Genomic DNA, 13,586 nt, shown 5'->3' with positions numbered 1-13,586 from the left:
TCAGCCCACGCCACGGCAGGAAGATTCACACGATCAATGACGGCTTTGCCCTTATTTGCCTGAATGGCCATAACTGCTAGTGTCCGTGAAGCTCCGCTTTTTCAGAAATGACAGAAAGCGGCCCGGATCGGCTCAGGTAAAGAGGACAAGAACAATGCAACCTGATTTCTGGAACGACAAACGCCCGGCCGGCGTACCGCTGGACATCGACATGGGCGAGTTCAAGTCGGTGATCGAGGTGTTTGAGCGTTCCTGCAAGAAGTTCGCGGATCGCCCGGCATTCAGCAACATGGGCATCACGCTGACCTACGCCGAGCTTGAACGCCAGAGCGCTGCCTTCGCCGGTTATCTGCAAGCGCATACCGACCTGGTGCCGGGCGATCGTATCGCCGTGCAGATGCCCAACGTCCTGCATTACCCGATTGCCGTGTTCGGTGCGTTGCGCGCCGGGCTGATCGTGGTCAATACCAACCCGTTGTACACCGCACGGGAGATGCGCCATCAGTTCAAGGATTGCGGTGCGCGTGCGTTGGTTTACCTGAACATGTTCGGCCAGAAAGTCCAGGAAGTACTGCCCGACACGGACATCCAGTACCTGATCGAAGCAAAGATGGGCGACCTGATGCCCACCGCCAAGGGCTGGCTGGTCAACACCGTGGTCAGCAAAGTGAAGAAAATGGTTCCTGCCTATTCGCTGCCGCAGGCTATCGCCTTCAAAAGCGCGCTGCGCATGGGCCGGGGTCTGGGCATCAAGCCGTTGAAGGTCGGCCTCGACGACATCGCCGTGCTGCAATACACCGGCGGCACCACCGGGTTGGCGAAGGGCGCGATGCTCACCCACGGTAACCTGGTGGCGAACATGCAACAGGTGCGCGCCTGCCTCGCGCAACTCGGCCCGGATGGCCAGCCACTGTTGCGCGAAGGCCAGGAGGTGATGATCGCGCCACTGCCGCTGTACCACATCTATGCTTTCACCGCGAATTGCATGTGCATGATGGTTTCCGGCAACCACAATGTGCTGATCACCAACCCGCGCGACATTGCCGGGTTCATCAAGGAGCTGAAGAACTGGCGTTTCTCGGCGTTGCTGGGCTTGAACACCTTGTTCGTCGCGCTGATGGAGCACCCGGACTTCAAGACCCTGGATTTCTCCAGCCTGAAACTCACCAACTCCGGCGGCACCGCGCTGGTCAAAGCCACCGCTGAACGTTGGGAGCAAATGACCGGTTGCCGCATCACCGAAGGTTACGGCCTGACCGAAACCTCTCCGGTAGCCTGCACCAATCCGTACGGTGATCAGTCACGGCTGGGCACGGTTGGCCTGCCGGTGCCGGGCACGCAGCTCAAAGTCATCAATGATGACGGCGTCGAACAGCCGATGGGCGAGCGCGGCGAGCTGTGCATCAAAGGCCCGCAAATAATGAAGGGCTACTGGAACAAACCTGAAGCCACCGCGGAAGTGCTGGATGCCGAGGGCTGGTTCAAGTCTGGCGATATTGCAGTGATCGATCCGGACGGTTTCGTGCGCATCGTCGATCGCAAGAAGGACATGATCATCGTCTCCGGTTTCAACGTGTACCCGAACGAGATCGAAGATGTGGTCATGGCTCACCCGAAAGTCGCCAACTGTGCAGTGATCGGCGTGCCGGACGAACGTTCCGGCGAGGCGGTGAAGCTGTTTGTGGTGGCGCGCGAGAACGGCGTGAGCCTTGAAGAATTGAAGGCGTACTGCAAAGAGAATTTCACCGCGTACAAAGTGCCCAAGCACATCGTGCTGCGTGAGTCGTTGCCGATGACGCCGGTCGGCAAGATCCTGCGCCGTGAGTTGCGCGATATCGCCTAAGGGCGCAGAAACACAAAGATCGCAGCCTTCGGCAGCTCCTGCAGGGAACACATCCCATGTAGGAGCTGCCGCAGGCTGCGATCTTTTGCTTCCAAGCCCCAAATTCCGGGGCTTTTAAAGAGTTCTAGGATTTTTGCTCTAAAATGACCGTTAGCAAGTCTTGAGTCACGAACATGACTGCATGGGCTGCTTTTCCCTCTATTCGACCCTTGGCAAAGCTGCTACTCTCGGCGCGCTTTGTGACTTCTCGGCCTATATAAAAGCCAGATTCACCAATACAAAACAAACACCAATAATAATCGCATCAAATGCGGTGAAGAATTCGCGTTGCTGAGGAGTGGGCTTCCATGATCGAAGACTTTTGGAAGGATAAGTACCCCGCTGGAATTGCTGCCGACATCAATCCAGACGAGTACCCGAATATTCAGGCAGTGTTGAAGCAGTCCTGCCAACGCTTCGCCAACAAACCGGCTTTCAGCAACCTGGGCAAGACAATCACCTACGGTGAACTGTACGAATTGTCCGGTGCGTTTGCCGCGTATCTGCAACAGCATACCGACTTGCAGCCCGGCGATCGAATCGCCGTGCAACTGCCCAACGTTCTGCAATACCCGGTGGCCGTCTTCGGTGCCATCCGCGCCGGGCTGATCGTGGTCAACACCAACCCGCTGTACACCGCGCGGGAAATGGAACACCAATTCAACGACTCCGGTGCGAAAGCCCTTGTTTGCCTGGCAAACATGGCGCATCTGGCCGAGGCCGTGGTGCCGAAAACCGGCGTCAAACACGTCATCGTCACCGAAGTCGCCGACTTGCTGCCGCCGATCAAGCGTCTGCTGATCAACAGCGTCATCAAGTACGTGAAGAAGATGGTGCCGGCTTATCACCTGCCCAAAGCCGTCAAGTTCAATGACGTGATGAGCAAGGGCCAGGGCCAGCCTGTCGCCGAAGCCAACCCGCACAGCGGTGATGTTGCGGTGCTGCAATACACTGGCGGCACCACCGGCGTGGCCAAGGGCGCGATGCTGACTCACCGCAACCTCGTCGCCAACATGCTGCAGTGCAAGGCGCTGATGGGCTCGAACCTCAATGAAGGTTGTGAGATCCTGATCACGCCGCTGCCGCTGTACCACATCTATGCGTTCACCTTTCATTGCATGGCGATGATGCTGATCGGCAACCACAACATCCTGATCAGCAACCCGCGCGATTTGCCGGCGATGGTCAAGGAGCTGTCGAAGTGGAAGTTCAGCGGCTTCGTCGGTTTGAACACTCTGTTCGTCGCGCTGTGCAACAACGAAGGTTTCCGCAAGCTGGATTTCTCGGCGCTGAAAGTCACGTTGTCGGGCGGCATGGCCCTGCAACTGGCCGCTGCCGAACGCTGGAAGGCCGTCACCGGTTGCTCGATCTGCGAAGGTTACGGCATGACCGAAACCAGCCCGGTGGCCACGGTCAACCCGATCCAGAACATCCAGATTGGCACCATCGGCATTCCGGTGCCGTCGACCCTGTGCAAAGTCATCGACGATGCCGGTGTCGAGCAGCCGCTGGGTGAAATCGGCGAATTGTGCATCAAGGGCCCGCAAGTGATGAAGGGCTACTGGCAGCGTCAGGAAGCCACCGATGAAATGCTCGACAGCGAAGGCTGGTTGAAGACCGGTGATATCGCGCTGATTCAGCCGGATGGCTATATGCGCATTGTCGATCGCAAGAAAGACATGATTCTGGTCTCTGGCTTCAACGTCTACCCGAACGAACTGGAAGATGTGCTGGCAACCCTGCCGGGCGTGTTGCAGTGCGCGGCCATCGGCGTGCCGGACGAGAAGTCGGGCGAAGCGATCAAGATTTTCATCGTCGCCAAACCGGGCGTGACCCTGACCAAGGAAACGGTGATGGATCACATGCGCGCCAACGTCACCGGCTACAAGGTGCCGCGTTCGGTGGAGTTCCGCGATGCGCTGCCGACCACCAACGTCGGCAAGATCCTGCGCCGAGAGTTGCGCGACGAAGAGCTGAAGAAGATCAAGGCCAAGTCCGCCGCTTAAACCAAAAAGCCCCGCAGATGCGGGGCTTTTCTTTAAAGACAGATCAAAAGATCGCAGCCTTCGGCAGCTCCTACATGGATCGGCGTGGTAGCGCATCCCCGGTTCGGGGCAGCGCTCCTGTGTAGGAGCTGCCGAAGGCTGCGATCTTTTGATTTTTTACTGGCGAAACGGCGCGAAGTTGACGTTGGTGCCCGTCGGACGCATGTCCTGCAGATACGAATCCTTGTCTGCACTCAACTCCAGGCTCAACGCAGCCTTGCGCTTGCCCTCGTTGCGGATCACCAGTCCTTCGAGCTTTTCACGCAGAAACCCTGTCGGCACTTTCAGGTGCAGCAGTTCGTCGGTGGCCGGCGTGTGCATCAACAGGTGAATCCACTCGTACTGACCCACGGCCAGACGTGTCACCGGCAAATCGAACCACCAGATGTTGCGGTTACGGTTCAGTTCGGCGAAGTGGCAGTTGTTGGTGCCGAGCACGGCGCCGCCCAGTTCCTGGTTTCTACGGGCGATGGCGAGCTTTTTATCGAGTTTCATAACATTCCTGCGGGATCGGTTCATGGCGCTTGGCGCCCATATATTGCGCATTCTCGGGGCTGCGCACGCAAACATAAAGCCTAACCTGCGCGCCGCGACGAAATGATCCCGCAAAAAATAAATGAAACTTGGCGCAAACCTGCCCGGTCAATCATTACGTACTGACTTTTCCCCCTAATTGCACCAAGGAGAAACACCATGAGTAGCACAGGCGATAAAGTAAAAGGCATGGCCAACGAAGCGGTCGGTAACGTCAAGCAAGGCGTAGGTAAAGCCACTGACAACACCAAACTGCAAGCCGAAGGCAAGATTCAAGAGAAAAAAGGCGAAGCCCAGCAAGCAGTCGGCAAAGCCAAGGATGCTGTCAAGAAAGGCGTCGACAAGGCGTGATTCAGCCTTGAACGAAAAACACGAGCGGCCATCCAAGGATGGCCGTTTTTGTGTCGAAAGGCTGCGCGCGCCCACCAAGGGTCGCCAAGTAGGCTAACGTGATGTAAAAAACGGCCCCTGAGTCGCCACGACTTCAACCTGTAATGCGGCGAAAGGAGACGCGAATGATATTTCCAGACATGAAAGGTCTGCCCCTGCACCGAGTAATGGTGCGCACGGTCACTGAATTCGTCGACGACGAGATGTCGACCTATGCCTCGGCGCTGGCTTACCAGATGCTGTTCTCGCTGTTCCCGTTCATTCTGTTCCTGATTGCCCTGATCGGTTTCCTGCACCTGCCGGACTTCTTTTCCTGGTTGCGCCTGCAATCGGAACTGGTGCTGCCACCGCAGGCCCTGGAGCAGGTCAACCCGGTGATTGATCAGTTGCAGCAGTCCAAGGGCGGATTGCTTTCGGTGGGTATCGTCATCGCCCTGTACACCGCTTCTGCCGGCGTGCGCCTGATGATGAGCGCAATGAATGCAGCGTATGACGTGGTCGAAGGCAGGCCAATCTGGAAGCGCTTTCCGTTGTCGATTGTCTACACCGTCGGCATCGCTGGCATGCTGCTGGTGGCCGCCGCACTGATGGTGCTCGGGCCGCAAGTGATGGGCTGGATTGCTGCGCAGGTCGGCCTTGAAGAAGTCATCGTCACCGTGTGGACGATTGCGCGCTGGCCGGTGATCGTTATTTTGATGATGGTCGCCGTGGCGCTGATCTACTACGTGATGCCCGACGTCAGACAGGAATTCCGCTTTATTACACCGGGTTCGGTGTTGGCCGTGGTGGTGTGGATCATCGCCTCGTTGGGTTTTGCGTTCTACGTCAAAACCTTCGCCAACTACAACGCGATGTATGGCAGCATCGGTGCGATCATCGTGCTGTTGTTGTACTTCTACATTTCCGCCGCAGTGCTGTTGCTCGGCGCGGAGATGAACGCGGTGATCGAGCACATGTCCAGCGAGGGCAAGGATGCGGGCGAAAAAGTCCCCGGCGAACTCGATGAACAACCCAAACAACATGTCTCGGGCCTGGGCCGCGATCACTCGCTCAAGCCGGACACTGACGAAGCCTGACCATGATCCGTGAAATCCTCAAAATGGGTGACGAGCGCCTGCTGCGCATCGCCCCGCCGGTGCCGCCGGAAATGTTCGACAGCCCGGAACTGTGGCAACTGATCGACGACATGTTCCAGACCATGGAAAGCGTCGGTGGCGTGGGCCTCGCCGCGCCGCAGATCGGTGTCGATCTGCAACTGGTGATCTTCGGTTTCGAGCACAGCGAACGCTACCCGGACGCGGAAGCGGTGCCGCAGACGATCCTGATCAATCCGCTGATCACGCCGCTGAATCCGCTCACGGAAGAGGGTTTTGAAGGGTGTTTGTCGGTGCCGGGTCTGCGCGGTGCGGTGGAGCGTTTCCAACAGATTCGCTACGAAGGTTTTGATCCCAAGGGCCAGCCGATCGTGCGTGTGGCCGCAGGTTTCCATGCGCGCGTGGTGCAACACGAATGCGATCACCTGATCGGCCGGTTGTACCCGTCGCGGATTACCGACTTCAGCAAGTTCGGGTTTACCGAAGTGATGTTCCCGGATCTCGATCCCACAGCCGACGACTGATCCAAGACCCGGCACATACCCCTGTGGGAGCGAGCCTGCTCGCGAATGCGTAATTTCAGTGACAGGTTCTGTGACTGACCCAGCGCTTTCGCGAGCAGGCTCGCTGCCATTTTGGTTTTGCATTGCACATCAGGATTGAGCAGGAATCAGCTCCATCGCAATCATCGGTTTGCTCCGCGCATACCGGCTCAAGCGCTCCGCCATCGCTTGTGGCAGCGCCGGGTCGAACGTGAACCCGCGTCGCTCATAAAAATCGCGCAAATCCGGATGACAGAACAGCCACACTGGCTCGCTCACATCCTGCACCGCCGCTGCGATCAGCTGCGCGGCAACGCCCTGTTCACGACACCCCGGATCAACAAACAGTCCGGTCAACCATTGCCCGCCGGACACCGGCCGCAAACACAACGCACCCACAATCTCTCCGCGCCGCGCGACCCACAATTGCGCATCGCGCACCGCTTTCATCGACGATTGGTGGCTGCGGTAAAACTTGTTGATCAACGGCCAAAGAGATTCATCGAGCAGGCTGTATTGGGTATCTGGCATGGGATCGGACTGGCGGTGGGGGAGGCGGCGATTATAAAAGAACGCGCGCCTCGGGATAGGTGTATACCTGAGCCTACAGCCCTGTGAATGGAGTAACCATCATGTCCAAAGGTATGAATTCAAAGAAAGCCGACAAGAAGAAACCGGCCAAGACCGCGATTGAAAAACGTGCGGAGAAAAAAGCCAAGAAAGTCGACATCTTCGGTCATTGATCACGCCTTTCCGGAGCCCGGTTCTCGGGCTCCCGCCTGAATCTGAAAATAATCTGCAAGATTTATCGGCGTCGTTGCACAGAAGGGGAAGATCCCCGTTTCGAGCAACGCCATGCCTCATTACTTCGACGCCGCGCACCGTCTGCATATCGAATCCCTGCGCCAACGCTTCACGGCCCGCAGCGAATGGCCGACCTGGTTGTTGCTGATCGCGGTATATGGCGGCTGGTTTGCCATCCTTCTCAATAGCCGCACGCTTGGTCTCGGCCTGAGCACGTTGCTGTTGATTCCATTGCTGGTGCTGTGGCTGTCGGTGCAGCACGAATTGCTGCACGGGCATCCAACGCGCTCCAAAACCGTGAACAAAATCCTTGGCTACGCGCCATTGGCGGTTTGGTATCCGTACACGCTGTATCGCGACAGCCATTTGTTGCATCACCGCGACGAAGACTTGACCGTGCCTGGTGTCGATCCTGAAAGCCGTTACCTGAGCAGTGCAAGTTGGCAGGGCAGTTCGCTGTTCGAACGTAGCCTGCACTGGCTGAACAAAACCGTACTGGGGCGTTTCCTGATTGGCGCACCGCTGGGGCTGATTGCGCTGGCGAGGGAGGAGCTGCAACGATTGAACAACGGTGAGCGCCAAGCGTGGCTGATGTGGCTGACCCACGGCGCGCTGACGTTACTGATGCTCTGGTTTATCGCTCGCTACAGTGCGCTGCCGGTGTGGCATTACCTGCTGCTGATCAGTGTGCCGGCACTGTCGATTGCGATGCTCCGCTCCTACTATGAACACCGACCGCACGCGCAACCGGAGATGCGTACCGTACTCAACGAAGCCGGGTGGCCGTGGCGCTGGCTGTTTCTGAACCTGAATTTTCATCTGGTGCACCACGATTTGCCGGGCCTTGCCTGGTACGACTTGCCCAAGGTCTATTGGCTGTATCGCGAACAATGGGTGCTGCGCAGTGGCGGGTTTCTGGTGCGCGGGTATGGGCAGCTCTGGCGGCAGAATGGCTTCAAACCGATCGACAGCCCCCAACACCCTTACCACTAATCTCAGAAACACCACCGACCCTGTAGGAGTGAGCCTGCTCGCGATAGCGGTGTGTCAGGCACTGCAGATGTCACTGATGCACCGCTATCGCGAGCAGGCTCACTCCTACATCGGATATATGTGTAGCCTGGAAACATGTGTATGACCCAGCACCACGCCGAACTGCTGATGTATGCCGCCCCCGAGCCCATCCGCGTGGCCAATGAGCGTTGGCTCGCGCGCATTCTCGAACACCTCGGGCATACGCGGTTGAATGCTCAAGGCTTGTCGCTGCCTCAACTCTGGCTGTCGCCCGCTCTGCTTGTCACGCAAACCTGCGGCTATCCGTTGATGACGGTTTTAAAGGGGCGGGTGCGCGTCATCGGTCGCCCGCGTTACGAACTGCCCGACGCCAGTGCCGGCAAGCATTGCAGCCTGATTCTCAGCCGAGCCGATGACTCACGCAAAACCCTTGGCGAATTTCGCCACAGCCGTGGGGTGATCAACAGCGAAGACTCCAACAGTGGCATGAACCTGTTGCGCCAGCGCCTGGCGCCGTTGCAACAGGACGGTCAATTCTTCACTGCCGTCGGCACCAGTGGCGGTCACCGCGAGAGTCTGCGCTGGCTGCGCGACCAGCGTGCCGATCTGGCGGCTATCGACAGCGTCACCTATGCCTATCTTGCGCAACACGCGCCTGAAGAGGTCAGCGGCTTGCGGGTACTCGCGCGCAGTGCTTGCAGTCCGACGTTGCCTTTCATCACGGTTGCCAGCGCTACCGACGAACGCGTCGAACTCCTGCGGCAAGTGATGAACCAGGCCCTGCGCGAACTTCCCGCCGTTGCACAGACATTGAGACTGGCTGAAGTGCTGCCGGCCACTGAAGGCGACTATCGGGTGGTTCTCGATTATCAGTGTGAGGCTGAGGATTTGGGGTACGGCCGCTTGCGTTAAAAGATCGCAGCCTTCGGAAGCTCCTACATATTGCCGTTGTAGGAGCTGCCGAAGGCTGCGATCTTTTGATCTTAAATTCCAAAAGGAAATATAAAAATAAGATTTAAATATTATTAATGCATAAGGCGCCTTGCTACGATCGCGCCACCGGATCACCGGACATTCAGCGACCCTTCACCAAGGAGCCCCTATGTCCGGCGCCGATCTGTCCCATCGCTACAACCTCGACACCCTGTTCCGCGCCCACTACCCGTGGCTCTGCCTGTACCTGCGCCGTCATCTGCACGATGTAGCCAGCGTCGAAGACATCGCTGCCGAAACCTTCGCGCAGCTGCTCGAAGCTCCGGCATTGAGCGCCATCCGTGAGCCCCGCGCGCTGCTGACCACCGTCGCCCAGCGTCTGCTCTATCAGCGTTGGCGCCGGGCCGATCTGGAGCGTCGTCATGCGCAGCAAGTCGAGATCGATTTCGCCACCTCGCCCGAAGTGCTCGCGCAACTGACGCAAACCCTCAACCGTCTCGACCACAGCTTGCAGCGCTTGCCGGACAAAGTCCGTTCGACCTTTCTGCTCGCGCGCATCGACGGCCTGACGTACCCACAAATTGCCGCCGAACTGGGGATCTCCCAACGTTCGGTAAGTGCGTACATGACGCGTACCCAAGCGCTGTGCGATCGCCACAGCGCCAACCAATTCCTACAAGACAAGAGGTCTGCATGAGATCGATCAAAACCCTGCTCGGCGGCTCGTTGCTGGCGCTGAGCCTGAGCGTCGGCGCGGTATCGGCGAAGGACAACACTGCGCCGATTCATTTTGGTGACATCACTTGGGAGAGCGGTAGTTTCATCACTGAAGTGCTGCGCGTGATTGTCGAAAAAGGTTACGGCTACCCGACCGACACATTGCCGGGCAGCACTGTCAGCCTGGAAGCCGCGCTGGCGAAAAACGACATTCAAGTGATCGGCGAAGAGTGGGCCGGGCGCAGTCCGGCGTGGGTCAAGGCGGCCAACGAAGGCAAAGTGTTTGGCCTGGGTGACACGGTCAAAGGCGCGACCGAAGGCTGGTGGGTGCCGGAGTACGTGATCAAGGGCGACCCCGAGCGTGGCATCAAGGCTTTGGCGCCAGAGCTGAAGTCGGTCGCGGATCTGCCGCGCTACAAGGATGTTTTCCGCGACCCGGAAGACCCCACTCGTGGGCGTTTCCTCAACAGCCCGACCGGATGGACCTCGGAGATCGTCAACAGTCAGAAGCTCAAGGCGTATGCCCTGACCGACAGCTTCGTCAACTTCCGCACCGGCTCCGGCGCAGCGCTGGACGCCGAAGTGGCGTCGTCGATCAAGCGTGGCAAACCGGTGCTGTTCTATTACTGGTCGCCAACGCCACTGTTGGGGCGGTTCAAACTGGTGAAACTGGATGAACCAGCGTTTGATGCCGAGGCCTGGAAGACCCTGGCTGATGCCAATAACCCGAATCCAAAGGGCACCCGCTCAATGCCGGCGAGCCTGGCGATTGGCGTGTCGGCGCCGTTCAAGTCGCAATATCCGGATTTGGTGGCGTTCTTCGAGAAGGTCGATTTGCCGATTGATTTGCTCAACCAGACGCTGGCGGGCATGAGTGAAAAACGCCAGCAACCAAGGGCGGTGGCCGAGGCGTTTTTGCGTGATCAGCCGCAGGTCTGGAAGCCTTGGGTGCCGGGAGAAGTTGCTGACAAGGTGAGTGGAAGTCTGTAAGTCATTTCTGTTGTTTTCGCAGTGTTTGTAATGGCCTCATCGCTGGCAAGCCAGCTCCCACAGATAGTGCGCTGATTTGAAATAGCGCAGAACCCTGTGGGAGCTGGCTTGCCAGCGATAGCGTCAGACCCGCCAACACCTCCCGCGCTGAATCGATTTTTGTGCAAAAAGTGCCAGCTACTGGCCGACTAGTGGCCTTGCGCAAGGCTTTGCGCTGGCTATGCTGCTCTGTAACTAACTATGTCGACCGTGCACGGTTAGTGCGCAAATTCATGCTGCCAGAGTGCGCAAGCCAAGGCACCGACACTGAACCAACAAGGAGCATCTTGTACATGGAAGTTCTTCAACGCGTTAGGGCTGGCCCGCGTGCGGGCTATCAAGAGAAGGATGTCTTGATTAGAGCGCTGCTGCATGGACGCTCCGATTGATCATCATTTATCACCTGACAATTTCCTCCTGTGGAGGAATGCGTGTGCCTGTTCTGTGGAACGTAGTGGTGGATTCTGAAAGACCTGAACTTTCATCAAATCAAAAGAACGCGCGGAAGGTGATACAACCATGTTCAACCTACATCACAAGGCTGACCTGCAGGAAATCGAGCGATTCAGCTGCGCCCTGACCGAAGCCAACGCCAAGTTGGCGGCGATCAGCCGCTCGATGGCAATGATTGAATTCAGCCCTGACGGCATCGTTCTGGATGCCAACGAAAACTTCTGTAAAACCATGGGCTACAGCGCTGAGGAAGTGCGCGGCAAACATCACCGGGTATTTTGCGAAGAAGCGTTTTACCGCAGCGAGGAATACGCCAGGTTGTGGCGTGACCTGGCCCGTGGCGAACCGATCAGTGGCACGTTTCTGCGCTTGAACAAGGCTGGCAAGGAAGTCTGGCTTGAAGCCAGCTACATGCCCGTTTACGGCCCGGATAAACAGGTCAGAAGTGTGATCAAAGTGGCATCGGACATCACTGCCCGAGTGCACAAGGAACACGAAGAAGAAAGCATGCTCGCGGCGATCAGCCGCTCGATGGCGGTGATCGAGTTCACCCCGGAAGGCAATGTCATCACCGCCAACGACAACTTTCTGAAAACCATGCAGTACTCGCTCAACGAAGTCGTCGGCCATCACCACAGTCTGTTTTGCCACCGCGCAGAAGCCGAGTCTGCGCAATACAAGGCATTCTGGGCGTCGCTCAATCGCGGCGAATATCACTCCCATCGTTTCGAGCGCAAGAACAAGTCCGGGCAGATGGTTTATCTGGAGGCCTCGTACAACCCGCTGTTCGATGCCAAGGGCCGTTTGTACAAAGTGGTCAAGTTCGCCAGCGATATCACCCATCAGATGACCACCCTGCAGAACGCTGCCGAATCGGCCCACAGCACGTCGGTGCAAAACGACGCCTGCGCGCAAAAAGGCTCACAGGTCGTGCAGCAAACCGTGCAGATCATTCAGGACATTTCCCGCGACCTCAACGAAGCCGCCGTGAGCATCGATGCGGTGAGCAAACAGTCGGACATCATCGGCACCATCGTTCAGACCATTCGCGGCATTGCCGATCAGACCAACCTGCTGGCACTCAACGCTGCAATCGAAGCGGCGCGGGCCGGCGAACACGGGCGCGGGTTTGCGGTGGTCGCGGACGAGGTGCGCAGCCTCGCGGCACGAACCAGTCAGGCGACGCTGGAGATTGTCGACGTGGTGCGCAAGAACCATGATTTGTCGTTGAGTGCGGTGTCGAGCATGCAATCGAGTTTGAGCCGCACCGGGCTTGGGGTGGAGTTGGCGAATGAGGCGGGGGCGGTGATTCAGGAAATTCAGCAGGGTTCACGGCATGTGGTGGATGCGATCAGTCAGTTCAATGAAACCCTGCAACTGAACTGAAAACGCAGCCAAACCTGCAGGAGTGAGCCTGTTCGCGATAGCGATATATCAGTGACATTTTCGGTGACTGACTAACCGCTATCGCGAGCAGGCTCACTCCTACAAGGGATTATCATTCAGGCCGAAATCAGAGCGCAGCCAGAAACTTGCCCGCCTGCTTGTCACTGTCCTTCACATCGTTGTCCTTTTCCGCCTGCGCCAGCTTCATCTTGTCCTGCAAGCGCTCGGCGATCTCCTTGCCGATGGCCAGTTGTTTCTCCGGCGGCATGGCTTTGATGTCGTCTTCGGTCAGCCCCATGGATTGCAGGACACTGTCGCGCAGACGCTGCTCGGGCGTCTTGCTCATGTAATCCTTGAATTCGTCGGTGGCGGATTTTGCCGAGGCCGTGGTGGCGTCGGTCGATTGCAGGTTGACGCGAGTCTTGGCGAACGCTTCGTCGACGTTGTCGCTGATGCGTGTCGCTTCGGCAACTTGCTGGGTGGCGATCTGCGTGGCCGAATCCTGGACCTTGGCGGTCGCATCGGTGGCTTGCGCCTGCGTCTGGTTTTGCAGGGTCTGCAGCATGGCACCGTGCAGGCCGCCTTGCAGACCGGCCGCAGCGGTGGAGGTGGCGTCGTCATTCAGCTGCTTGGGCAGGTGGATGATTTGCTGTTGTTTGGCGCTGACCAACATGATGAATTGACCTGTAGGTAATTGCTGACTGACGTACCGCAGCAATTAACGTGCCTGTCGATTAAGTTATTTAAATTCAACAAGTTAGCA

At 57.8% G+C, this 13,586-nt stretch carries 13 protein-coding genes and 1 pseudogene; 11 read left to right on the top strand and 3 right to left on the bottom strand.

Going from position 1 to position 13,586, the window contains the following annotated elements; translation table 11 throughout:
• Nucleotides 1–154: 154 nt before the first annotated feature.
• Nucleotides 155–1,843, top strand: coding sequence for a long-chain-fatty-acid--CoA ligase FadD2 (gene fadD2 / locus JFT91_RS11940; protein WP_201228216.1), 1,689 nt, complete (start codon nt 155–157; stop codon nt 1,841–1,843).
• A gap of 347 nt (nt 1,844–2,190) precedes the next feature.
• Nucleotides 2,191–3,888 carry a long-chain-fatty-acid--CoA ligase FadD1 gene (gene fadD1 / locus JFT91_RS11935; RefSeq protein WP_201232482.1) on the top strand — a complete coding sequence of 566 codons (1,698 nt, stop codon included), beginning with the start codon at nt 2,191–2,193 and terminating at the stop codon, nt 3,886–3,888.
• Between the two features lie 156 nt (nt 3,889–4,044).
• Here the strand turns inward: fadD1 and JFT91_RS11930 are convergent, their stop codons facing one another.
• The gene (locus tag JFT91_RS11930) at nt 4,045–4,422 is read right to left on the bottom strand and encodes a hypothetical protein (protein WP_201232481.1); all 378 of its coding nucleotides are present in this window, start codon (nt 4,420–4,422) and stop codon (nt 4,045–4,047) included.
• Between the two features lie 198 nt (nt 4,423–4,620).
• Here JFT91_RS11930 and JFT91_RS11925 point away from each other — a divergent pair, with 198 nt between their 5' ends.
• The 3 genes from JFT91_RS11925 to def all read left to right on the top strand — a co-directional run bounded on the left by JFT91_RS11925 (nt 4,621) and on the right by def (nt 6,469).
• Nucleotides 4,621–4,812 (top strand): CsbD family protein, encoded by a 192-nt coding sequence (locus JFT91_RS11925; protein WP_008082339.1) that lies wholly within the window; start codon nt 4,621–4,623, stop codon nt 4,810–4,812.
• A 164-nt stretch (nt 4,813–4,976) separates the two neighbouring features.
• Nucleotides 4,977–5,927 carry a YihY/virulence factor BrkB family protein gene (locus JFT91_RS11920; protein ID WP_201147519.1) on the top strand — a complete coding sequence of 317 codons (951 nt, stop codon included), beginning with the start codon at nt 4,977–4,979 and terminating at the stop codon, nt 5,925–5,927.
• Between the two features lie 2 nt (nt 5,928–5,929).
• Complete coding sequence (gene def, locus JFT91_RS11915; protein WP_201228211.1) at nt 5,930–6,469, top strand: peptide deformylase; 540 nt, start codon at nt 5,930–5,932, stop codon at nt 6,467–6,469.
• Between the two features lie 129 nt (nt 6,470–6,598).
• Here def and JFT91_RS11910 read toward each other — a convergent pair whose 3' ends face one another.
• A complete protein-coding gene (locus JFT91_RS11910; RefSeq protein WP_201228210.1) occupies nt 6,599–7,018 on the bottom strand; it encodes a GNAT family N-acetyltransferase in 420 nt (139 codons plus the stop codon).
• A gap of 324 nt (nt 7,019–7,342) precedes the next feature.
• On the opposite strand from JFT91_RS11910, the gene JFT91_RS11905 reads away from it, so the two are divergent.
• The 6 genes and pseudogenes from JFT91_RS11905 (at nt 7,343) to JFT91_RS30180 (ending at nt 12,823) form a co-directional block, all read left to right on the top strand.
• Complete coding sequence (locus tag JFT91_RS11905; protein ID WP_201232480.1) at nt 7,343–8,284, top strand: fatty acid desaturase; 942 nt, start codon at nt 7,343–7,345, stop codon at nt 8,282–8,284.
• Between the two features lie 141 nt (nt 8,285–8,425).
• Nucleotides 8,426–9,217 (top strand): phosphate/phosphite/phosphonate ABC transporter substrate-binding protein, encoded by a 792-nt coding sequence (locus JFT91_RS11900; protein ID WP_201232479.1) that lies wholly within the window; start codon nt 8,426–8,428, stop codon nt 9,215–9,217.
• A gap of 190 nt (nt 9,218–9,407) precedes the next feature.
• A complete protein-coding gene (locus JFT91_RS11895) occupies nt 9,408–9,935 on the top strand; it encodes a sigma-70 family RNA polymerase sigma factor (RefSeq protein ID WP_201232478.1) in 528 nt (175 codons plus the stop codon).
• Nucleotides 9,932–10,945 carry an ABC transporter substrate-binding protein gene (locus JFT91_RS11890; protein WP_201232477.1) on the top strand — a complete coding sequence of 338 codons (1,014 nt, stop codon included), beginning with the start codon at nt 9,932–9,934 and terminating at the stop codon, nt 10,943–10,945. Before JFT91_RS11895 ends, JFT91_RS11890 begins: the two co-directional genes overlap by 4 nt.
• A 558-nt stretch (nt 10,946–11,503) precedes the next feature.
• Nucleotides 11,504–12,280 (top strand): annotated as a pseudogene (locus JFT91_RS30185) (PAS domain-containing protein); the annotation flags it as partial.
• Nucleotides 12,281–12,283: 3 nt separating this feature from the next.
• Entirely contained in the window at nt 12,284–12,823 is a 540-nt protein-coding gene (locus JFT91_RS30180; protein WP_232013121.1) for a methyl-accepting chemotaxis protein, read from the top strand.
• A 127-nt stretch (nt 12,824–12,950) separates the two neighbouring features.
• Here the strand turns inward: JFT91_RS30180 and JFT91_RS11880 are convergent, their stop codons facing one another.
• Nucleotides 12,951–13,496 carry a hypothetical protein gene (locus JFT91_RS11880; RefSeq protein WP_201232476.1) on the bottom strand — a complete coding sequence of 182 codons (546 nt, stop codon included), beginning with the start codon at nt 13,494–13,496 and terminating at the stop codon, nt 12,951–12,953.
• Nucleotides 13,497–13,586 lie beyond the last annotated feature (90 nt).

Origin of the sequence: Pseudomonas sp. TH08 (assembly GCF_016651275.1) — a bacterium.
Taxonomy (GTDB): Bacteria; Pseudomonadota; Gammaproteobacteria; order Pseudomonadales; family Pseudomonadaceae; genus Aquipseudomonas.
The sequence above is the reverse complement of the archived record's forward strand: the minus strand, read 5'-3'. Positions and strand labels throughout refer to the sequence as shown.